Genomic DNA, 22,349 nt, shown 5'->3' on the forward strand with positions numbered 1-22,349 from the left:
GCCACGCGATCGGCGTCCAGCTTTCCTGTTGATTGAAATACACGATCCGTTGCTTATCGACCGTGAGTGTCGAGCGCGTCACGTTGGGTGTCGGCTGCGGCATGATCTCGAAGCGATAGCCGGCATCGCCGGAGGGGTACAGGCGAGCGCCGAGTACCGACATCCGATCGATTGCGTCGAGGAAAGCCGGATCGAAGGCCAGCGTTTGCGGCGCGAGCCCGTTCGGTACCCACCGATCGCCTTGCTGGCTGAGCACGCCGGCCAGTTCCACCGTGAGAAAGCGCACGAGCAGCCCGCTCGTGGGACGCACGTAACGTCCTAGCTCGGCAAACGACGCATCGGCGTTCGTGTCGTAGAACGGGTAACGTCCATCGAAGGCGCTGTTGAAGGGCGCGGCGAGACTGGCGCGCCAGATATCGTTGAGACTGGCCGCCGCGGGCTGCAAGATCGTGTGCCACGCACCGTCGAGCGGGCGCAGAAACAGCGCATTGCCGAACCCCGCCCAAGCGGAGCCTAAGCTCGCGGCCGTCAATGCGGCCTGCTCGCGCACTTGCGAGAGATCGGACAACTTGCCTTGAAAGACCGCTTGCGCGAGCGAGCGTGCCATCGCTTGCGCATCGGGGCTGCCGCCGATCTGCTGAAGCTTGAGCCGCATGGTGGTGGCGGCGGTGAGGTAACGCTGCAGGCTGACGCCGCTCAACGTGGAAGGCTCGGGGTGACCGTTCGCGTTGTTCGCACGGTTAGCCGTTGCGGCGCCGGGCTCGCCCATCAAGGCGAGCAGCGGGCCGAACGACTGATCGAGGGGATAGGTCATCGGGCCGGCGGATCGATCGTCTTGGCCGATGAGTCCTTGGGCACGACGAACGAGCGTGTCGCCGAGCGCCTGGCGGGGGCGGCCCGCTTGCGCTTGTACTTGCACCGCCTTCATCAACGCCATGAGCGGCGAGGTTTGCGCATCGCTCAGGCGCGCGAGCTGATCGATCGCCGCGTTCAGGTTCGCGGCGGGATGCCACTGGAGGCTGTTGAGCATGTACTGCCAGGCCGCGGTGTAGTCGGCGAAGTAACGGGCGCGCAAGCGCTGTTCGAGATCGGTCGCGATGCGTTTTGCATCGCCGGCGGTCGCTGCACCGTTAACCGCAGCAGCGCCGAGGTTCCGGGCCGACGTTCCTGTGAGTACCCAGTCGTTGTCGACTTGGCGTTCGTTCGCGGCTTTGTCGATGGCCGCTTCGATCATGCCGTCCCAGGCCGCCCGGGTATAGACGCCGGGGACGCTGGCCGAACTCGAGAAGAGCCCTTGCGCATCGGTGCCGTGGAGCAGCGATGGCAGCGACAAGTCAGCGTACTTGCCGCGCACGCTATCGATGATCGATCGGTAGATCGTGTCGTCCGCGTTTGCCAGACCGATCTGGTTGACGAGCGTCGATCTGGCGGTGGCGACGAGCGTCTCCGACGGCTGGATGCGCCACGCTGGATGGGCCTTCAGGTGCGTCGCAAAAAAGCTTGCCAGGCGGTGCGACGTATCGCGCCATTCGCCGGGCCGCATCGCCGCGACGGCGGGCCAAGCCGCCGCGATCTGCTCCGCGAGAAAACTCGCATCGGCGCGGGCCGGATCGGCCAGCATGAGATAGGTCTTGAGCAGGTTGTAGTTGCGGCGCTGGGCCTCGCTGTCTTGCAAGGCGTCGGCGCGCGTTTCGCCGAGGGCGATCAGGGACGATTCGAGGCTCGTCTGCACGGGCGCGATCAACCGCGCGCGGCTCGCGCTAGCATAACGCGACCAGAGCGCATCGAGCGTTTCGCGATCGCGATTGAGGCCGAAGCCGTGCAGGCCCGATGTGCGACGTTGCATGCGTTCTTCGTACAGACCGATGCGTTGCTGCAGGGCCAGCAGCGAGCGAAGGCGCGCCGCATCGTCGCCCGCGTCGAGCGAGTGCACGATCTGTCGCGAGCGATCGATGTCGCGGGCATTGGCCAATGCGGAGATCAGCATGCCGCCGGTCCATACGCCGAGGATGGCCAGCGCAATCGCCGAGCCCACGGTGATCGGATGCATGCCGACGCGCCGGCCGCGGTCGAGATGTGCAAGACGGCTCAGATGCGACCAGACGGGAGGAAGAACGAGCGTTGATGCCTCTGTGTCTTCAACCGATTTAGCGGGGAAAGGCGTAAAAAACACGCCCCGCATGGGCCAGCGGCGCGTCGCGAGCTGGGCGATCCAGGCCGCTAAGGGCGCGGCGCGTTCATCCAGGCGTTGCGAGAGCCGAGCGACGTAGACGTCGCGTAGGTTGTCGCCCAAGCGGTGCACGCCGAGCCGGGCAAGTCGATCGCGCAGTGTCAAGAGATCGGCTTCGATGGCGTGGGCAGCGGCGTTCGGTGCGAACTCGCAGCCTGCCATCGGTGTCGCGCCGTCGGACACTTCATCGGGCGAGGCCATGTCGAGGACATAGATCGGGGCCGACCAGTGCAATGTCTGCGCCACGCGCGTCAGGTTGAGGTTCAGTTCCGGGAAGCCCCGCGCTGGGGCGGGCTTATCCGAGACGTCATCGAGCACGAGCACGAGGCCGTCCACAGGGCGTCGGCGGCGAAGGCGGTAGAGTTGTTTGAGCCAGGCGTCGTTGGGGCGGCCATGAGCGTCGTTAGCGTGCCACAGTAGGACGACATCGTCGGCGATCAGGAAGCCGTGTTCGGCGAGCTCGGGCAGCAGGCGCGCGATGGCCGCGTCGTTTCCGGTGAGGAGCAGCCAGGGTTGGCGGTAACGCCAGCGGCGGCCGTGGCGGTCGCGCAGGGCGAGAGCGAAGCGATCTCGCCGTTGCTGTGCGACGATAGGCGCCGTGGATGCTTTCGGGGCCCCCATTTGTGCCATGGCATCGCGGGTATGACGATCGCCGTCGCGATAGGGGGCATGGTTCGCCACCCAATGCCATGCCCCCTCGAGAAGACCGCGTGTCGACAAGGCGAGGGCACCGATCAGTACCACGACGAGCACACGGACGATCGGGGAGGGGTGCAATGTGGCGCCTTGATACCACGCCGCAATGGCAGCGCCTGCCGTGATCGTCAGCACGACGATCCAGTGGCCCGACAATCTTCGATGACTCATCCTTGTTGCCCTGGTTCTTGATTCGTCGCGATGGGTTGAACAACCGCCGCGCGAAGGGTGCTTTGGCGACTGGCCACGAGTTGCGGCGCTTGTGTTTGAGATGCGTGCTCGACTGCCAGTGCCAGCGCGAGCCATGTCGAAGCAACACCCGCATGGCCGATGGCTGCGTCGACGTCATGTGTCCCTTCGGATGGTTCTACAGTCGAAAGACCTAGCGATAGGTCGGACGATGCTTGCATTAACGCCCTCTGATCCGCGTGCGCCAGGCCCGCCTGCCAAAGATGATCGATCGTCACCGCCTCAGTGTTGCCCCACAGAATCGCTTGCGAAATCGTCGCGTTCACATTGTCTTTCGCGTCTTGCGCCGGGCGGTGAATCAGCGCCAGCGAAGTCAAGCCCTTTCGTTCGACCAAAGGCGCCCACCCCAGCAGCAATGCGGATGCTGCCTCGGCGCTATCGGCATCCGGTGTCTCATCTAGGTGCACCGCCACGAAGAGCGCGATCTTTTCAAGATCGGCGCCGCCTCGGACATCCAGCCACTCGTCCAGTGCCATGACGCCCTGCTCATCGCGGAGCACGATTGCTTCGACGGGACGGCATCCCTCCGAAGTCCAACAGTGCCGCCACAGTTCGAGTATCCGATCGTGCGGGGCTGGCGAGGACAATTGCAGATAGACCGCGAGCGGTATGCGATGCGGAATTGCCGTCAACGCGGTGGCGAGTTGACGGAGCAGGGCCGTGAAGCACGACTGGAAGCGCTCTTCTTGAGAGAATCCTTCGACATCCAATGCGGTGTGTCGTACCGAGGTACCGCCTGAAAGCGTGTTGCGGGATTCGAGCTTGCTGTCGCCATTGACGATTTTGGCCGCAACGTCGCTATATCCCATTGCACACACATAACTCACGTCGAGAACGGCGAGCGGTTCTTGAGCGAACAGCAGCGCTTTGGCGCGATCGGCCGCCAGCGCCTCCTCCTCGGCTTCAAGGCGCGCGCATTCCTGCTCCTGATAGAGCAAGCGCAAACCGAAGAGCAGACACCACACGAGGGCAGGCAAGACGAGCAGACGCATCCAGAACCAGACCGTGTTGGTGGGCTCGCCCTTGGGCCATGTCAGCAATGTCGAGACGACACCCACAAGCATAATGGTCAGGAACAAACCCAGCCATACGATCGGGCTCGGCGGTGCGGGCGGCGTGGTGTCCCAGCGCGCGGTGGGCAGTTCGACGGGCATGGATCGACACTCAGCGAAGGCTAGAGATCAATCGGCATCCGCATGTCGCGCAATGCCCTTCGCGAGCCACGGCAATGCCGCCATCGGTCGTTTTTCGATCGCCTTCGATGATGCGGTTAGGACGTACGTCCGGGTGCTTGGGGCACCACACTTGATCGCCTTTACGCGCGACAAAATGTCCGCGGATACGCATCTTGTTCGAGGCGCTCGTTACCTTGCCGCCATGATCGGTGCTGTCGCCTAGTCGGATGAATTTGCTCATGAGAGACGCTGCTCCTTTGCAGAGTGTTAGACCAATTCCACGGGGGAATCTGACGCGGGGGCTCCGCCAGGAGAAGGACATGGCGCCTCGGCCGATGCCACTTCCATGGGTTCGCGCTCGTTCCAGTAGACGTTTCGGTAGCGTAGGTAGCCACCTGTTAGCCAATAAGGCTCCAAGCCGTGGACGGGAATTTGGCGAAAGCCAGCACGCGAGTCGTGGAGATAGTCGTCCATGAAGCGCCGAACCGCTTCGGGCAGCTTCGCATGATTGTCGATCGCCGCTAACAATTCGAGCGTGATCGCGCCCACTCGCTGGGTAGGGTCGTCTTTGAACGGGCGATATAGGCCCGTCCTGGGCAAAGCGCCGAGCAAGTCGGGCGAGTGGCTGCTTGCGATACGCAAACGGGCACGTATTTCCGCGACTTGCTTGGCAAGATCTGCCTGGGCGGTGGAGAGATCCTCTTTATCCTTCTGATTGGCGCGCAGATAGAAGGCTCGGGTGCCGAGATTCTGCCAGCGCTCCAGCAGGCCGCCGCGCCATTGGAGGTACTGTTGCGTATGTTTACGAATTAAGGCACGTGAGGCTTCCGCGCCGGAAGCGGCGCCGATACCGCATGCCGACCAGAAATCGTTGTAGGCCGTGATCAATTCGGGCGGAACGAAGAAATCTTTGCTCGATTTTGGGTGAGATTTGATCTCGTCGGTCGAGAGCAGTGGAACGCCTGCTTTAAATGCCTCGTAGTGCATATCGATCAGAGGAACCTGCGATAGCTGCGCGAGCTTGCCTTGTTCTGTCGGCAAATAGCCGCCGCCCACGTCCGTGTGCATGCCCGGATAAACCACATGACGCACATTCAGTTCCGCTTCGAGCGGGAAACACGCGCGCTGTTCGTGCAACGCCAAGAAGTGCACGCACTGTTCCACGGCAGGAGAGATGTCCATGTTGCCATCCGCCCACGCCATATGGCCATCGACGCCAGGGACCAGGTCGGCGATGCCGACAGACGCAACCGAGTCGAACAGTCCCATGAAATAGATGCGTAGCGGCACGCCTGCCAGTGCGTACCCGCCATCGTCCTTTTTCAAAAGCTGCGTTAACCAATTGGCGAAGGCTCTGGCCTCCGCTGCCCCACGCGAAAATCCGAGTACGGCCACATTGATTTGGGTGATTTTTCGCTGACTTCGTTTTACGACAGCGGTGAGCTTCTCTTCCCAATGTTTCAACACCATGCGCCGATAAGCGTTAGCGAATGCCGAGATGCCTAGCGACGAACTCATGTTGTTGACGACGACCTTGGCCTGATCGTCGCTGAGTAAAGGCGATTCAGTTAGAAAATAATGTACAGCATTGTAGATGCACGTAATGCCCCAGTTAATACGATCCGCACCCATGTAGCCGCAACTGCCGCCGGCCTGTAAGGAGCCAAAGAGTGCACGCCCACCGTCATGATCGCCAATCTTGGCGTACGGGGTGCCAACGCCTGGGATGTAATATGGAAAGAACCCGTCTTTGGGCTGCGTGATAGCCGCGTTAAACAACCTGGCGACATTGCTATGCTTGCAGCGATCTTGCTGAGTGCCGGTTGTCCTGGGTTCCTGCCAGTCCATGTTGTTGCCGGTGCCATCAAAGAAGATGGTGGCGTAGACCTGCCCTTGGCATTGGGCGGATTTTTCGCTCCGGATGCACGTGAGGGCACGTTGCCTTTGCAGCATTTCACGTGACGACAATTTGCGATAACCCTCGTCGGGCACGGGTTCGGGAATGGTAAACATATGAGGTGTGCCGTTAGTCCTTTAGCGATGAATCAAGTTGCCGAATTTTCGCTTCTTCACCCTTTGACCGGTAATTTGCTGAGAAAGTCCAAGCATCTAGGCGCTGCGTCGGAATTGAGTGCGCATAACTGAGAGTGCAGTGGCGAGGCTTGTCGGATACAAAGGCAGTCAGATACCCGCCGGCAAACGTCAGTGAAAAACTGACGAGCGTGGCGCACATTCCAACGTAAATTTGTCGTCTTGATAGGAGCGAAATAACTATCGCGATAAATCCTAGGCATGCGGAGGCAAGTGGATCAATCGATATAACAATGCCGATCGCCATGGTGCCGAGTCCGATGCAAATGCATCGCATGGGTAAAGGCGGGAAACGCCAGACGGCGAAGACTCCGGCGATAGCTGCGCCGGGAACCGTCACGAAAAGACCAAGCATCAGTCCATATGGAAGACCGATTCCAAAGTTTCCATCAATGCATTGGCGAAACGCATAGCCAACCATCCATGATGCCAAGAGCATATTCAGGCCAATAAAGCTGATAGCAAACCAGACCATGCCGCTCGTAAGCGATAGGGCGATATGCTTCGCGAGGCCTTTCCGTTGGGTGATCATGGTAACGCCGACCGCTTCGCGTGATGCAATTCGTGTTCGTGGTCGATGCGGTTTTCCCAAAGCGGAGCGCCAGTGCTTAACACCTCGTCGGGCAGACTGTTCAGCCATGTATCAGGGTCCTGTTTATGAGCTTGTGGAGCCCGAGCTAGCCAGTTGGTAACGATCGGATGGTCGACGAAGTGGCCGGAGGTGTAGAGCGCTAGCCCAAGGAATTGAACCTGATCGTTCCTGTCGAGCAGACCGTGTTGTCGTGCCATTTGCCAGTGTGCGTGCACAAAGGGATAAAGCACGCGGTGCGGGATGCTATCGATCTGTTTGGAAAGGGTCTTGCGCAGCTCGTAGAGCAGCAAGTCTGGTTCGGCGGCCGCGAACAGTTGTTCGACCTGACGTTCGTCGAGCTGCAATGGCGTATGGCCGGCTATCGGTGTTTCCGCACCGAGCTTTGAAGAAGTATGTTCTTGCTCAGTGCCAACGCGATCGATGCTGGTCCATTGAGCGATTGGGTGGGTAAAGAAGTTGCGCTGCGCGTCTGTCAGGATGTCAAGCCAGATCGGCAGTATGCGGGTGTCGTACCATCGCATCAGCATCGATCGCCCGTTGGATGTCTCGACCAAATGAAATTGCGTGAAATGCTCGGCTAACCGGTCCAACGGAAGCGTCGACTCGAGCATGCTCACGCACGGTTTCAGCTTGCCGATTCGCGTCGTTTCGTCGATCACCGTTTGCATGGCTTCGCAGTCGATCGTGGCATCGATCAGTAGGGGCGCAATGTCGGGGAGGGCCTCCTCCGCGTGCCCCTCGAACAGCGAGCGGTAAAGCACTTGCCGCCTCTCCAATTTCTCGTGAAAGCGCGGATGCTGGCTGGAATCCAAAAGAACGTAGCGAAACATGATTTCCCCTTAGCTCACGTAAACGCCCGGCGCACCTTGACGCATCGCGTCGATGAGGCAACTCTTGCACGTAGTTCGAGGAAATTGCGGCAATGGAACGGTCTCGGATACGGGATCGACGGTATCCCAAAATGCGCACCTTTCCAGAATGTCGCCGGGAGAAGCGTTCTCGATGCGATTGCCGTTAATGCGGATGTAGGAGCCCCCGGCGCCGATCCATACTTCCTTGGAGGCGGAGAGCACGAGGCGTCCGTTGGTGCTGGTGATGGTGATGTCCTTGAGAGCGGCGAGGGCCATTTCGTCTCCCTGGGCCTGAATATCGACCTTGCCTTCGTTCGCGAATAGTTTCATGCCGAGCTTCTGCGCGAACAGGCTGATCTTCTCGCCCGCGGCGACGGTGAATTTGCGCAGTACCCCTATGTCGGCGTTTTCGCCCGCGGTAAAGGTGAGATTGCGTCCGGCGCTGTGCTGAACGGTTTCGGGCGAGGTGAGGGCGATAGACGAAGAGCCCGAGAGCAGCATCACGGCCTGTTGAAGATCCTTGATCTGCGTTTGCAGCACCTCGTTCATGGCCTTGGTGTCGGCAGCATCGGCCCGCGCCGTCTGTGCGGCCTGCGCCAGTTGCTCCATCTGCGACTGCGCGGCGCCAAGCTGCTGCAGGGCTTCACGCATATCGAGCTGCTTGCCCTTTGCATTGGGCTGATCGTCCGACGTCAGGAACAGACCGCCGCCCGCGCGCACCGCACCCTGTGCGGACGTGCGCAGCTCAAACCCTTCACCCCGCTTTTGACGTTGCCTGTCGACGATATGCCCGAGCGTGAGCTGGCTCTTACCCGAATGCTCCGTACTGAGCTTGACGTGTTCCTCTCCTTTCCAATCCTCCATCCGCAGCATGTTGTCCGCCTGCGTGCGGATCGCGTTGCGCGACATCCAGCGATCCTGATTGGTAATCAGATCCGTGGCCTGGCTGTGGTGATGGAACGCCGAGATATAGGGCTTATTGGGATCGCCGTCGCGAAACTCGATCACGGCTTCGTCGCCGTCCAGCGCGGGGAAATGCATGCCCGTCTGCAGCTTTCCGGCGAACGGCTTGGCCAGCCGTAGCGGCACGCTTTCGCCACCCGGATTCCATTTGTCGAAATCCAAATCGAAGCGCACTACGTAGTAGCCGGCCTGTGTGAGGTAGGCGTACTTGTATTGGCTCGGCGAGGTGACGCGCGCAGACAACGTGCCTTTGATCCGCGGCCACGATGCGTCGTTGAGGGGGAGGCGAAAGCGGCGATCAGCCGGAATCGCCTTGAAGCTGTTGCGATATGCGTTGTCGCGCGCGCCGGTGTGAATGACCTCGATCATCGCCATGCCGTTCGGCGCGTCGGGCATGTCCTCGTCGGTATTGACGATGCGCGCGCAACGCATGCCGGGATAGGTGCTCTCGCCCTGGTAGCGCACCTGCTCGCAGATCGCGGCCTCGTGCCGCAGTTGCGCTTCCCATTTGGCCTGCCGCTGATCCAGGTGGCCGGTGCCATAAACATAGGGTTGGCCGTAGGTCGTCGTGTCCTTGCTGGCGACATTGGCATCGGCTTTGAAGCGTTCCCAAGCCGCTTGCGGGTTGTAATCGGCAACCAGGAACGATTGCGGCACCGTTTGCGTGTGCGTTTCGAGCGAGAGGATGGCCTCGTTTTCCGATTCCAGTCCGGCTGGCTCGCGGTAGGGCAGCGTAAGCGTCGGCTGATAGAGGTAGTGGTCGATGTCGTCCCCGAACACGAGCACGTCGCCGTGTTCGCCCGGCACGAAGTAACAATAAAGACCTTCCTGCTCCATCAGCACACGAATGTAGTCCCAGTCGCTGATCTGGTATTGCAGCCGGAACGCATGCTCTGGGTATGCGCGGCGTGTCTTGAAGACGAACTGGTGTCCCCGGAAGCCATGCCGGCGCAAGATCGCCTCGATGATCTGCGGCGCACTGCGCTGCTGAAAGATCCGGCTCGCGTGCGTGAGCCGTAGCCTTGCGACGTGGGCTTCGATGACGAAGCGGTACGAGCAGAAATCGCGGGTGCGCTTGAGCTGGCTGAACTTCGTAATGCAGCCGTGGAACGGACGCGGCTCCGCGCCTGCGGGCGCCAGCGTGAACGTGGCGTCTTTTCCGAGATAGTCCTTGCGCGAGAGCGACTCGGGATGCGTGAGTTCGATCTGGATGCACCAAGGCTCGCCCATGCGCTCGACGATGCGGCACGAAACGACCGACAACGCGCCGGCGTTCGGTGTGCCGAGCACATCGACGAAATACGATTGCCGGCCAGGCAGGCACTTCGTTGCGGCGCTGGCACTGTCGGTTGCGCGATTCGACATCGGATCTCCTTGTTCTTGCTCATCGATGCGCATGGCATAAGCGTTCCGCTAGGCAAGCGCGTCTTGTCGAAAGGCATCGAACATAACTCTCTCAAAATTCATTTGAAGTGTTTTTGTAAGAAATGAGTTATCTCAAAATTAAAACGGGCTCATATCGACGATTTAATCGATAAATCAGAATGTTCTGATTCCAGCCAGCGCGATATCTTGGTACTACTCGCTCTCTCCACCGCATGCACCCGCATGCGGCCAACACCGTTTCCCGGGAATCGAGAGGACGCTTGATGAGCGCGAGTTACCAAAATGAGCTGCCCAAGGCTCGCATCGATTTGAAGCTCGACCTCCATACGGTAGGTGCGCACAAAAAGGTCGAGTTGCCGCTGAAGCTGCTCGTGATGGGGGATTTCAGCAATGGGCAGGACACGCGCGCAGTGGCGGAACGCGAGAAGGTCGACATCGACAAGCACAACTTCGATGCCGTGCTCGCCGACTATCATCCCGTGGCCCGATTCGTCGTCGAGAACAAGCTGGCGCGCGACGGCTCGGACATCGCGGTCGATATCGGCTTCGCGTCGATGGACGACTTCAAGCCGGAAGCGATCGCCGGCAAGGTGCCCGAACTGCGTTCGCTGGTGGCGGCGCGCCATCTTCTGCGCGATCTCAAATCGAATCTGTTGGACAACACGGCTTTTCGTATAGAACTCGAAAGGGTGCTGAACGATTCGACGCTCTCGGGCCGTCTGCGCAACGAACTGCAGCGCATCGAAGGTAGCGCGTTGTCGCAAACGTGACGGCCGGCACGGAGCGCTTTCATCATGGAAAAACGGGAACAACCGCCCGGGGAAACCGGGATGGGTAAGACTGTCCGCGATGGGCCGCGCGATAGCGTCTATGCATTACTGTGCGAGAAGATCGACCTCACGCCCGTTACCACGACGCGACCCGTGGATAGCTTTCAGAACGCCGAGGCGTTGTCCAATTTGCCGGCTAACGAACGCGTCACGCAGGCGATCAGCGTCTTCGTGAAAATGCTGCAAGACGCGCCGCAGCCGAGCAATCGTGTCGATAAGAGTCTGCTGGATTTTTGCATTGGGCAGATCGATGCGCAGATCGGCGAGCAGCTCGATGCGATCATGCATCACGAGACGCTCCAACGGATCGAATCGGCATGGCGCGGCCTCGCGTTTCTGGTCGGTCGCACCGACTTTCGCCAGAACGTGAAGATCGAAGTGCTCGATGTATCGAAGGACGCTTTGCGAGAAGACTTCGAGGATACGCCGGAGATTACCCAGAGCGGCCTGTACCGCCATACCTATATCGAGGAATACGACACGCCGGGCGGCGAGCCGATCGGCGCCGTCATCGCGAACTACGAGTTCGATCGGGGGGCGCAGGATATCGCACTGCTGCGCAATGTGTCGAAAGTCGCGGCGTCGGCGCATATGCCGTTCATCGGGTCGGTGGGGCCGGCTTTCTTCGGCAAGTCGACGATGGAGGAAGTGGCCGCGATTAGGGACATCGGCAACTACTTCGACCGCGCCGAATACCTGAAATGGAAGCGCTTCCGGGAGACCGACGATGCGCGTTATGTCGGCTTCACGATGCCGCGCGTGCTCGCGCGCCTGCCTTATGGGCCGAACACCGCGCCGGTGCGCGCGTTCAACTACACCGAGGGCGTGAGGGGTTCCGGTCACAGCCGCTATCTATGGACGAGCGCGTCGTTCGCATTTGCCGCGAATATGGTGCGCAGTTTCGTGAAAAATGGCTGGTGCGTGCAGGTGCGTGGGCCGCAGGCGGGCGGTTTGGTGGAGGACCTGCCGACCCACTTGTACGAGCTAGGCACCGGCAATCAGGCAAAGATCCCGACCGAAGTGCTCATTCCCGAAACGCGCGAGTTCGAGTTCGCCAATCTCGGCTTCATTCCGCTGTCCTTTTACAAGAACCGCGATTTCGCGTGCTTCTTCTCGGCCAACTCGGCGCAAAAGCCGGCGCGCTACGAAACGGACGAGGCGAGTGCCAACAGCCGCATCAACGCGCGTTTGCCGTATCTCTTCTTGCTGTCGCGTATTGCGCATTATCTGAAGTCGATCCAGCGCGAGAACATCGGCACGACGAAAGACCGCCGCGTGCTCGAAAACGAACTGAACACGTGGGTGAAGGCGCTGGTGACCGAGATGAAAGACCCGGCCGATGAGCTGCAGGCGTCGCACCCGCTGCGCGACGCGCAGGTGTTCGTGGAAGACATCGCGGACAACCCGGGCTTCTTCCTCATGAAGCTGTTTATCGTGCCGCACTTCCAAGTGGAAGGGATGGACATCGGGCTCTCGCTGGTATCGCAACTGCCCAAGGCCAAGGAATGACAATGAAGATCACACGACCGCTGTGGGCGAAAGGCATTTTCATGTCGCCGCAGCATTTCCAGCAACAGGGGCTGTGGAACAGCCTCTGCGATCAACAGGTGGCGCGCATGGCGAGCCCCGATCCATGGGGCGTGCATGGCGTCGCCTTCGACAGGCACGCGCTGTCGGCCGAACGCCTGCAGGCGAGCACCGTCAATGTCCGTTTACCGGATGGCACGTGGATCGATACGGATACTGCCGACCGGTTGCCGCCCGCGCGCAGCTTGACTGATGTGCCGAAACGCGTGGACGCCGTCGTCGTCTCGGTGGGTCTGCCGTTGCTCGATCCGCAAGGGGGGAATTACGTCGAGGAGGGCGACAAGCCTGCGCGGCCACGCCGCTTCGTGCGCGAATACCTGCACGTGGCCGATTTGCAAGGCGAGGGCAAGGACGAGGTCAGCGTAGAGCGGCACGCGCTGGCGCTGCTATTCGACTTCGAAACGCACGACGGCTACGTGACTTGTCCGATCGGACGGTTCGTGCGCAACACGCAGGGCCGCTTCGAGGTGGACGCCGAGTATGTGCCCCCGTGTCTGGTGCTGTCGGCGAACGATCGTCTGACGGCGCGCTTGCAGCGTCTTTCGGAGATCCTGGCGGCCAAAAGCACGAGCCTCGCTCAGCGCCGCAAGGAGCGCTCCGATCAGATCGCCGATTACGCGGTGGCGGATGTGGCGTTGTTCTGGCTATTGCACAGCGTGAACACGACCTGGCCGGCGCTGGCGCGTCTCGCGCAAGCGCCGGACCAACACCCGGAACGGCTGTATGCGGTGCTGGCCGGGCTCGCCGGATCGCTGCTGACGTTTTCGATGACGGAAACCTTGCAGTCGATTCCGTCATACGACCACCGCGCGCCGGAGCCCGTGTTTGCCGAACTCGAATCTTTGATCCGCACGTTGCTGGATACGGTGATTCCATCTAGCGTCGTTCCGATTGCACTCGATCGCCCGCGAGCCACCTTGTGGTCGGGGCAATTCAACGACCCGCGGCTGGTCGAGAACGTCGACTACTACCTGGCCGTGCGCGCGGCGATGCCGGCACATGAACTGCTGGAACTGTTCCCCCGGCTGTGCAAGGTCGGTGCTCCGGACGACGTGCAGCAGATCGTGAACTCGGCGTTGCCCGGTATTCCACTGCGCGCGGTGTCGCGTCTGCCCGCGGCGATCCCGGTGCGCATCGAAAGTCATTACTTCGCGCTCGATGGCACGCATACGGCATTCGAGCGGATGACGGCAGCGCACGCTTGTCAGATCTATCTGCCGGCCTCGATGCCCGAGGTCTCCTTGGAACTCTACGCGGTGCTGCCGGCATGACGGCCTCGATTTCCGTGAATCATTCATGGCTGCCGGTGGCTTTTCGCGACACGGCCTTGACCGTGGCGACGCTCGGCGGACAAACGGAGCCTTCATCGTTCGATGCGGTTCGCAAGCAGTGCTGTGCGCAGATCGAGCGTTTGCGCGCGGAGTTGAAGGCGGCCCGCGAGCCGGAGGATGTCATTGAAGATGCCATCTATGCGCAGTGCGCGCTGTTGGATGAGGCCGCGCTGAGTCATCTGAAGGAAGACGATCGCGGTGCATGGGAGCGCGAGCCGTTGCAAGTGGCGGAATTCGGCTCGCACGATGCCGGCGACGCATTGATCGCTCGCATACAGCAACGTCTGCGTCAGCCGCAGCCCGTCTTGCCGTTGCTGGCGATTTTCCATGCGGTGCTGACAACGGGTTTTCGCGGGCGCTTTGCTTGGGAAGGCGCCGACGTGCGGGTGGCCATGATCCGTGTGCTGAGCGAACGGCTCGGTGCGACGAAAGAGCCGCCGGGCGGCGGCGTCGTGCATTCGTCGGGTGGCCGGCGCCGCTTCGGGCGCTTGTCGCTGCCGGCCTGCGTGCTGCTCGCGGTCGTCGCGGCCGGGCTGATCTGGGTGCTGCTCGACCGGTGGCTGGGCGCGGCGGCCGCGCACTTGCTGTTATGACTAGCGATACGGGAGACAAGCGCGGCTATGGAGTGCGCAACATGAATCGCGGCGGTCCGGGGTTGTTCGAGAAGGTGACAGGGCACTTCGCCAACGGTGCGGCGGTGGACGATTTCGATGCCGCGACGCAAACCTTTCTGTCGGTGCAGGACAACATCCAGCGTATCCTCAATAGCCGTCGCAACGGATTGCTGCATCTGCCCGACTACGGTCTGGACGATCTCACCGAGGTCTATCGCGATCTGCCTGCGTCGACGCTGCGGGTAAAGCGCGTGATGGAGCAGACGCTGCTGACCTACGAGCCGCGGCTGAAAGGCGTCGATATCGAGATCGCCGATGCGCAGCCGGGCATGCTGCTGAGTTTCACGATGGTCTGTCATCTTCACCAGGCCGGGCTGGTGCGCTTCGGCACGCATTTCCTGCCGGATGGGAAGGCACGCCTGACCTTGATCAAGGGCGAGGCGAGCCGGTATTGAAGGTCACCCGTGCGCGATAGCCAACGGTCGAGTTCGACCGCATGCTCGTGCCGAAGGCTTGGCGCATGTGAACAACAGGTAAGCCTCGAGCCCTCAGGTCGCGGACGCGGGGGCTATCGTTGCCGAAGGCGCGAGCACCTCGCAGCCACTGCGCCGGCTCATTTTGCCGTCTCCGTCGCTTCCTCTTCGAGGATATCGAGCAGATCGTAAATCTCGGAGAGCGTTTTCTTCAGCGTTTTCAGCGCTGAGGGCGAAAGCTTGCTGACCGCCACCTGCTCGAAATGCTGGGCGATCGGCATCAATTCCTTCAATTTCTTTGCACCTGCCTCGGTCAGATTGATGGCGACCGTTCGTGCATTGTTCTCGAGCCTACTGCGTAGGACGAGCTTCATTTTCTCCATCGTGCCGATCAGCCGCGACAGCGTGGACAGCTCGACGGTCGTCATGGCTGCCAAATCGTTGAGCCGCTGATTCGGTACCTCGCCCAGCGCCGCCATCACGCGATACATAGGCAATGTGACCCCGTATGACGCGATCCGGCGCGAGAAAAGTTCTCCCATCCGCACGCCGACGCGGTTCAGCAGATAGGGGAAGGAATCGGTGAACTCGTACATGGGGCGCCTACCTTCTCTTGGGATAGCCCGATTCTATCAAAGCAAGAGTTTCATGCGCATTATTTGCATTGCCAACACTTGCATATGAAACTATAGTGATTGCAACAGGGCGCTTCGAAGCCCGGACCTCACGGAGACGACATGGACACCCTAGCCGTACCTGAACCGCACATCGGCACGTCGTTCCGTGCTGCGATGCGACGCGTTGCGTCGACGGTCACGATCGTCACGGCCAGCGATGGGGGTCGCCGCCACGGCATGACCATGACCGCGGTCAGCTCGCTTTCGATGGATCCCCCATCGATGGTCATCTGCGTTAACCAGTCCACGTTTTTACACGAGATCCTCGTATCTGCGCGGCACTTCTGCGTGAACGTTCTGACGCACGATCAGGCTGAAATATCGACGGCATTCAGTGGCGCATCTTCGCCCGAAGAACGCTTTTCGGTAGGAGCGTGGCTGACGCACGCTGCGGGCATGCACTACCTCTCCAGCGCACAGGCCAATATCGTTTGTCGAAAGACCGCCGCTATTCCGTTCGGGACACACACGATTTTTATCGGCAGCGCTGCCGACGTGATGTTGGGCGATGACGCCCGGCCGCTTCTATACCGCAACGCCGCCTACTGTTAGGCGCGCGCCTTGATCCCGGCATAACCGACAATTGGAGGAGGTGATTCATGATCGTGGCAGAAAGAGAACCTGGGCCGGCTGCGCAGCGCGATGTTGCCCAGTCTTCGATTCAGAATTTGCGCTCGCGCATGCCTTCGCTTGCGGCGCTGATCAAGGCCCGCGCCGCCGAAATCGAAGTCGAGCGCCGCGTTCCCATGGACATCATCGATGCGCTGCGCGACGCGGGCTACTTCGATGTCGTGAAGCCAAAAGCGTTCGGCGGCTTGGAATTCGACTTTTCCGAGCTTGTCGATTTGAATACCGATCTGGCGAAGTCGTGCGCGTCGACAGCTTGGGTGGCCGGGCTTCTCGCAGCGCATCAATGGCTCTTGGGCGCCTTTCCAGCGCAGGCTCAACATGACGTTTGGGGCGCCAACCCCGATGCCCTCGTTTGCGGCTCCTACGCGCCCGTATGTCAAGCGCAGGCAACGGAGGGCGGCTATCTGATCAGCGGCCGCTGGAGCTTCGCGAGCGGGTGCGAATGCGCGCAGTGGTCTGTCTGTGCCGCGGTGTTGCCTGCGGACGGCGAGCGCGAGAAGCCGGCGCCTGCATTTTTGCTCGTGCCGGAGACGGATTACACGATCGACGATACGTGGCACGTCATCGGTCTGGCGGGAACGGGAAGCAAAACGCTCGTCCTCGATCAGGTTTTCGTGCCGGCACATCGGGCGCTGCTTTTTTCGGCGACGACAAGCGGCGAGACGCCCGGTGCGAAGCTTTATCGTCACCATCCCGGCTTCTCCATTCCCATGCTGAGCGCGATCCCGTCATGCCTGGCTTCGGTGGCCGTAGGCGCTGCGCACGGCGCACTGGAGGACTATCTCGAGCGAACGGCTCGGCGTGTGACGCGCGGGGCCGTTGCCGGCGGACAAAACCGTATGGCCGAGTTCGCGACCATTCAATTGCGCGTGGCGGAAGCGACCGCAAGCGTGGAAGCGGCACGCCGGGTTCTCATTGCCGATCTGCGCGAGCGCGAGGCCACCGTCAACGCCGGCGAGAAGGTGTCCGTCGAAGAGCGGATCAAGAGCCGGCTCGGTCAGGCGTTCGCCGTCTCGCTTGCCGTCCGTGCGACGGAAGCATTGAACGCGTCGACGGGAGGGCAGGGGCTCGACCTCGCGAATCCTATTCAACGCGCCTGGCGCGATGCCAATGCGGTGGGCCGGCATATCAGCATGAATTGGGACACCGTGGGCACGATGTACGGCCAGATGGCGCTCGGTCTCGAACCCAAAGGTCAATATTGACGCGAATGGAGCACTCATGACGTTTAAAGCAACGCGCAAGATCGCGCTCGAAGAGCACTTCGCCATCGAGGAGACGGTCCAGGATTCGGCGGGATTCGTGCCGCCCGCTTATTGGGTAGAGCTGAAGAGCCGGCTTCTCGACATTCAGGACCGCCGTATCGAGGAGATGGACCGCAATGGCATCGAACTCATGATTCTTTCTCTGAATGCGCCGACTGTGCAGGCCATTGCCGAGACGAAAGCGGCACATGATCTATCGCGGCGTGCGAACGACTTTCTTGCGGAGCAGATCGCGAAGCGTCCGGACCGCTTCAAGGGCTTTGCCGCACTGCCGATGCAATCGCCCGAGCTTGCGGCGCGTGAACTCGAGCGCTGCATAAAAGATCTCGGCTTCGTCGGGGCGCTCGTCAACGGTTTCTCGCAAGTGGAAGGCGACGATGACGTGCTGTACTACGATCTGCCGCAGTTTCGCCCATTCTGGGCGGTGGTCGAGGCGCTCGACGTGCCGTTTTACTTGCATCCCCGCAATCCGCTCCCCGCACACGCACCGATTTACGACGGCCATCGATGGTTGCTTGGCCCGACCTGGGCGTTCGGTCAGGAGACGGCGGTTCACGCGCTACGGATGATGGGGTCCGGGCTGTTCGACGCGCATCCGCGTCTGAAGATCGTGTTGGGCCACATGGGCGAGGGACTGCCGTACAGCATGTGGCGTGTCGACAACCGAAACGCATGGGTGAAGACGAAACCGAGCTATCCCGCCGAGAAGCCCATTGCCGAGTACTTCCGCTCGAATTTCTGGCTGACGACTTCGGGCAACTTCCGTACGCAAACGCTGATCGATGCAATGCTCGAGATCGGATCCGACCGAATCCTATTTTCGGCGGACTGGCCTTTCGAAAACGTGGACCACGCCGCCCAATGGTTCGACGACGCGTCGATCAGCGAGAACGATCGTATCAAGATCGGTCGGACCAACGCGGCGCGGCTCTTCAAGCTTGGCGAGCTCTGATCGTCCACGCGCCAAAAGCGCCGCACGGACGGCCGGCAGCGGCCCCCGAGCTTATCGCCTCCGTCGGCTTGACCGGCGGCACGCGGCAGATGGCTAAAAGGAGCGGCCGACACGCAAACGATGCCGCTTCGTCAAAAAACATCAATGGAGTGAGACGCCATGCATGACGAATTCATCGACGTGCACGAAGAACTGTCGAATGCACCGGTCGGTCCGATGCATGTGAAGCTCGGCATCCTGCTGGCTTTGCTGACGCTTTTCGATGGGTATGACACGTTCAATCCGGCCTATGTGATTCACTACGTGCGCGGCCCTTGGAGCCTGTCGCTGCAGCAGGCGGGCATGCTCGTTTCGAGCGGATTGGTCGGCTTTCTGCTGGGCGCGGCCGTACATGGCACGATCGCCGACCGATGCGGGCGGCGCGTGACGCTTCTCGCCGGCCTGTGGATCACGACGATTTTCTCCGTTCTGACTGCCGTGGCAGGCCATTCCTTTGCGGCCTTTTGCACGCTGCGCGTTTTGACCGGCCTTGGCCTTGGGGTGCTGCTGCCGCTTTCGACCACGTACATCAACGAACTCGCGCCGCGCCGCATCGCCAATACGTTCGCCCTCTGGGGCGTCGCGCTAGGATGGGCGGCGGGCGGCGCGGCTGCCGGTATCGTGGGGGTTTTCGTCACCCCTCGCACGGGGTGGCAAGGGCTCTACTGGGTTGGCTCGCTCTCGTTCTTGCTGATCCCTTTCGTCCATCGCTATTTGCCCGAATCGCCGAAGTTCGTCCTGTTGCGCGGGCGCGATGAACAAGTGAAAGCCATTCTCTCCAAGCTTCGTCCCGATCGGGCGGCAGCGTACCGCGACCGCCGCGTGGCGCGGCATGCCGACATGGCGCGAACCCCCGTTCTCGCGCTGCTTACGACGCCTTACCGTAGGCAATCGATTGCCATTTGTGCCGCGAGCTTCTTTAGCCTCTTTTGCATATTCGGACTTTCCGGATGGATTCCGACGCTCATGCAGGCGCGTGGCGAGACATTTGCCGCCAGCTTTGCGTTCGGGGCGCTGATGCAGGTGATGTCGTTCGTCGGCGGACTGGTGTGCGGGCACCTCGTCGATCGCTCGAATTGTCCACGCCAGTGGCTTGGCGTATGGTGGACGGTCGGTGGGTTTTCCGTGCTCGCGCTCGTCTTCTTCCATACGCACTGGACCAATCTCGCATTGAGTGCCGCAGCCGGCTTTTGCATCATCGGTGGGCAATTCGTGCTCAATAATTTCACGGCGGCGTCGTACGAAACGCAAATGAGGGCGACTGCCGTCGGAATGGAACTCGCGGTGGGGCGGCTTGGCGCGATTCTCGGCCCCTTCATCGGGGGCGCGCTGCAACAGGCGTTCGGCGGTTCGAACCTGATGTTGACCGCGATCGCCGTTGCCGCAGCGGGTGCCGCCGCCTGCGTGATGTTCGCGACGAAAAGCAAGACCGATCATGAGCCGCGACGCGATTCGGCGGACGAGCCGATGGCGGGCGTGGCGCGAGGGTGATGACCATGAGCCGAGACACGATGATATCGAACTGGCCTTTTGTGTATGAAGCGTTGCCGATGCGCGTGCTGTTTGGCGTGGGCACGCGCTCGAGCGTGCGCGACGAGGCGGTCAGGCTCGGCATGTCGCGCGTGCTGGTTGTGTGCGGGCCGGCGCATGAAAACGCTGCGCGGGAGATGGCCGGCGAGCTGGGCGATCTGTATGCGGGCACCTACGCCGGTGCACGGATGCATACGCCCGTCGACGTGACCGAGCAAGCGCTGGCCATTTTGCATGAGCTGCGAGGCAACGGCATCGTGGCGATCGGCGGCGGCTCGGCCACGGGCCTGGGCAAGGCCCTAGCGCTTCGCACGGACCTCCCTCAGATTGCGCTGCCGACGACATACGCAGGGTCCGAAATGACGCCCATTCTCGGCGAGACGAAGGATGGCGTGAAGACGACGCAGCGTAGCGCGAAAGTGTTGCCCGAGACCGTGATCTACGATGTCGATCTTTCGATGGACCTGCCCGTGCGCCTAAGTGGCGTGAGCGGAATGAACGCGATTGCGCATTCGGTCGAGGCGCTTTACGCGCGCGACGCGAATCCGATCGTCGGTGCGCTGGCGCTCGAGAGTATTCGAGCGCTCGTGAAGGCGCTGCCCGCCGTATGTGCCGATCCCCATGACCGCGCCGCGCGTGCGGGGGCGCTTTACGGCGCTTGGCTCGCCGGTATCTGCTTGGGGGCGGTCGGCATGTCGCTGCATCACAAGCTTTGCCACACACTGGGTGGTTGCTTCGACATGCCTCATGCACAAACGCACGCGGTCGTCCTCCCGCATGCGCTGGCCTACAACGCCCCGTCGATACCCGAAGTCATGGCGCGGCTGAGCGATGCGTTGGGTGTGAAGGATGTACCGGCGGCGCTTTATGACCTCAATCGCGCCATTGGCGCGCCGCGCGGCCTGCGTGAACTCGGCATGCCGGAGGATGGCATCGACCGATGCGTCGAACTCGTGTTAGCGAATCCGTACTGGAATCCGCAGCCGCTTGCGCGGGCGCAGCTTCATGGGCTGCTCTCGCGTGCCTATCTCGGCACCGCACCGTCGGTCGATCCGAACTCGAATCAAGGGGCAGCATCATGAGCGCACAGGGGAAGGGGACTTTTCCCTTATTCGACGAGCAGCGTTCGGCCGATATCGTCAATGCCAGAATCGGGGCCGACGTCGATCCGCGCACGCGTCAGATTGCTCAGACCGTCGTCAAGCATTTGCATGCGGCCGTGAAGGAGATCGAGCCCACGCATGAGGAATGGCTGGCAGCGATCCGGTTTCTCACCGATACGGGCCGCATGTGCACCGATTGGCGTCAGGAGTTCATCCTGCTCTCCGACGTGCTGGGCGTATCGATGCTCGTCGATGCCATCAACCATCGCCGCCCTGGCGCTGCGACCGAAAACACGATCCTTGGCCCGTTCTTCGTCGAGGGCGTTCCGTTGTCGGCGTCGGGCGCGAACATTTGCCTGGACGGGAAAGGCGAGCCGCTCGTCGTGCAGGCCGAAGTGGTCGACATCGAGGGCCATCCGGTGCAAGGGGCTGTCGTCGACGTTTGGCAGACGAATGAGGATGGGTTTTACGACGTTCAGCAAAAAGGCGTCCAGCCCGACGGCAACCTGCGAGGCAAGTTTCAAAGCGATGCGCAAGGACGCTTTTGGTTTCGGACGGTGAAGCCGCGCGAGTATCCGATTCCCGACGATGGGCCGGTCGGCAAGCTCCTCGCGAAGCTCGGCCGGCATCCGAACCGGGCCGCCCACATTCATTTCATCATTCAGGCGCCCGGTTACGAGACGGTGATCACGCATGTGTTCGCGCCCGACTGTCCGTACCTCGGCGAAGACGCTGTTTTTGGCGTGAAGGAAAGCCTCGTCGGGCGCTTCGAGAAAATCGAGGATCCCACGCGGGCGAGGTCGTTCGCGGTTTCCAGTCCGTTCTGGCTCACGGCGCCGTCTTTCGTTCTCCAACGGAACAATGAAAAAAGGCCAGCTAAAAGCTGACCTTTTTTAAAATACTGGTGCCCAGGAGAGGACTCGGTCACACAAGCGCGACCCCGGCTGCGCGTGCAAGCGCAGCCTTTCGAGGCCCCACGCAACGTGCGCAGGCCCCTTGCTTCCTGGGCGGCAAAATGAAAAAATGCCAGCAAAGCTGACCATTTTTAAAAAATCAACATTGTTGCCAACCTCAAAAAGCAATAC

The 22,349-nt window shown here is 61.2% G+C and carries 20 protein-coding genes; 11 read left to right on the plus strand and 9 right to left on the minus strand.

The features are described from left to right. The 7 genes from ACTHN9_RS24325 to ACTHN9_RS24355 form a co-directional block, all read right to left on the minus strand. Positions 1-3,097, minus strand: a 3,097-nt coding sequence (locus tag ACTHN9_RS24325; RefSeq protein WP_440539375.1) for an ImcF-related family protein, incomplete at its 3' end; no start/stop codon positions are given. Continuing rightward, complete coding sequence (locus tag ACTHN9_RS24330) at positions 3,094-4,329, minus strand: hypothetical protein (protein ID WP_440539376.1); 1,236 nt, start codon at positions 4,327-4,329, stop codon at positions 3,094-3,096. The genes ACTHN9_RS24325 and ACTHN9_RS24330, both read right to left, overlap by 4 nt. A gap of 10 nt (positions 4,330-4,339) precedes the next feature. Next, positions 4,340-4,591, minus strand: a complete 252-nt coding sequence (locus tag ACTHN9_RS24335) for a PAAR domain-containing protein (protein ID WP_440539377.1) — start codon at positions 4,589-4,591, stop codon at positions 4,340-4,342. A 26-nt stretch (positions 4,592-4,617) separates the two neighbouring features. After that, the gene (locus tag ACTHN9_RS24340) at positions 4,618-6,363 is read right to left on the minus strand and encodes a T6SS phospholipase effector Tle1-like catalytic domain-containing protein (protein WP_440539378.1); all 1,746 of its coding nucleotides are present in this window, start codon (positions 6,361-6,363) and stop codon (positions 4,618-4,620) included. A 13-nt stretch (positions 6,364-6,376) separates the two neighbouring features. Then, positions 6,377-6,973: a hypothetical protein gene (locus ACTHN9_RS24345; protein ID WP_440539379.1), complete on the minus strand. Its 597-nt coding sequence runs from the start codon at positions 6,971-6,973 to the stop codon at positions 6,377-6,379. Beyond that, positions 6,970-7,863 (minus strand): DUF4123 domain-containing protein, encoded by an 894-nt coding sequence (locus ACTHN9_RS24350; RefSeq protein WP_440539380.1) that lies wholly within the window; start codon positions 7,861-7,863, stop codon positions 6,970-6,972. Before ACTHN9_RS24350 ends, ACTHN9_RS24345 begins: the two co-directional genes overlap by 4 nt. A gap of 9 nt (positions 7,864-7,872) precedes the next feature. Beyond that, a complete protein-coding gene (locus ACTHN9_RS24355; RefSeq protein ID WP_440539381.1) occupies positions 7,873-10,212 on the minus strand; it encodes a type VI secretion system Vgr family protein in 2,340 nt (779 codons plus the stop codon). A gap of 284 nt (positions 10,213-10,496) precedes the next feature. On the opposite strand from ACTHN9_RS24355, the gene tssB reads away from it, so the two are divergent. From tssB to tssE, 5 genes are read left to right on the plus strand one after another with little or no spacing between them, the layout of a single operon-like run. Continuing rightward, entirely contained in the window at positions 10,497-11,003 is a 507-nt protein-coding gene (tssB, locus tag ACTHN9_RS24360) for a type VI secretion system contractile sheath small subunit (protein WP_440539382.1), read from the plus strand. Between the two features lie 60 nt (positions 11,004-11,063). Further along, positions 11,064-12,572: a type VI secretion system contractile sheath large subunit gene (gene tssC / locus ACTHN9_RS24365; protein WP_440539394.1), complete on the plus strand. Its 1,509-nt coding sequence runs from the start codon at positions 11,064-11,066 to the stop codon at positions 12,570-12,572. Positions 12,573-12,574: 2 nt separating this feature from the next. Next, complete coding sequence (gene tssK, locus ACTHN9_RS24370; RefSeq protein WP_440539383.1) at positions 12,575-13,921, plus strand: type VI secretion system baseplate subunit TssK; 1,347 nt, start codon at positions 12,575-12,577, stop codon at positions 13,919-13,921. Continuing rightward, complete coding sequence (locus tag ACTHN9_RS24375; protein ID WP_440539384.1) at positions 13,918-14,574, plus strand: DotU/TssL family secretion system protein; 657 nt, start codon at positions 13,918-13,920, stop codon at positions 14,572-14,574. Before tssK ends, ACTHN9_RS24375 begins: the two co-directional genes overlap by 4 nt. A 41-nt stretch (positions 14,575-14,615) precedes the next feature. Next, positions 14,616-15,050: a type VI secretion system baseplate subunit TssE gene (gene tssE, locus ACTHN9_RS24380; RefSeq protein ID WP_440539385.1), complete on the plus strand. Its 435-nt coding sequence runs from the start codon at positions 14,616-14,618 to the stop codon at positions 15,048-15,050. Between the two features lie 158 nt (positions 15,051-15,208). Here tssE and ACTHN9_RS24385 read toward each other — a convergent pair whose 3' ends face one another. Continuing rightward, the gene (locus tag ACTHN9_RS24385) at positions 15,209-15,664 is read right to left on the minus strand and encodes a MarR family winged helix-turn-helix transcriptional regulator (RefSeq protein WP_440539386.1); all 456 of its coding nucleotides are present in this window, start codon (positions 15,662-15,664) and stop codon (positions 15,209-15,211) included. Between the two features lie 141 nt (positions 15,665-15,805). Here ACTHN9_RS24385 and ACTHN9_RS24390 point away from each other — a divergent pair, with 141 nt between their 5' ends. The 6 genes from ACTHN9_RS24390 to ACTHN9_RS24415 all read left to right on the plus strand — a co-directional run bounded on the left by ACTHN9_RS24390 (position 15,806) and on the right by ACTHN9_RS24415 (position 22,151). After that, positions 15,806-16,297, plus strand: coding sequence for a flavin reductase family protein (locus tag ACTHN9_RS24390; RefSeq protein WP_440539387.1), 492 nt, complete (start codon positions 15,806-15,808; stop codon positions 16,295-16,297). A 47-nt stretch (positions 16,298-16,344) separates the two neighbouring features. After that, positions 16,345-17,580: an acyl-CoA dehydrogenase family protein gene (locus ACTHN9_RS24395; RefSeq protein WP_440539388.1), complete on the plus strand. Its 1,236-nt coding sequence runs from the start codon at positions 16,345-16,347 to the stop codon at positions 17,578-17,580. A gap of 16 nt (positions 17,581-17,596) precedes the next feature. Beyond that, entirely contained in the window at positions 17,597-18,592 is a 996-nt protein-coding gene (locus tag ACTHN9_RS24400; RefSeq protein WP_440539389.1) for an amidohydrolase family protein, read from the plus strand. Between the two features lie 159 nt (positions 18,593-18,751). Next, positions 18,752-20,122, plus strand: coding sequence for an MFS transporter (locus ACTHN9_RS24405; RefSeq protein ID WP_440539390.1), 1,371 nt, complete (start codon positions 18,752-18,754; stop codon positions 20,120-20,122). Between the two features lie 5 nt (positions 20,123-20,127). After that, positions 20,128-21,243 carry a maleylacetate reductase gene (locus tag ACTHN9_RS24410; protein ID WP_440539391.1) on the plus strand — a complete coding sequence of 372 codons (1,116 nt, stop codon included), beginning with the start codon at positions 20,128-20,130 and terminating at the stop codon, positions 21,241-21,243. Continuing rightward, on the plus strand, positions 21,240-22,151 hold the full coding sequence (locus ACTHN9_RS24415) for an intradiol ring-cleavage dioxygenase (RefSeq protein WP_440539392.1): 912 nt from the start codon (positions 21,240-21,242) through the stop codon (positions 22,149-22,151). Before ACTHN9_RS24410 ends, ACTHN9_RS24415 begins: the two co-directional genes overlap by 4 nt. A 6-nt stretch (positions 22,152-22,157) precedes the next feature. On the opposite strand, the gene ACTHN9_RS24420 is transcribed toward ACTHN9_RS24415, so the two are convergent. Then, a partial coding sequence (locus ACTHN9_RS24420; RefSeq protein ID WP_440539393.1) for a hypothetical protein occupies positions 22,158-22,349 on the minus strand: 192 nt, incomplete at its 5' end.

Origin of the sequence: Trinickia sp. (genome assembly GCF_051953405.1) — a bacterium.
Classification (GTDB): domain Bacteria; phylum Pseudomonadota; class Gammaproteobacteria; order Burkholderiales; family Burkholderiaceae; genus Trinickia.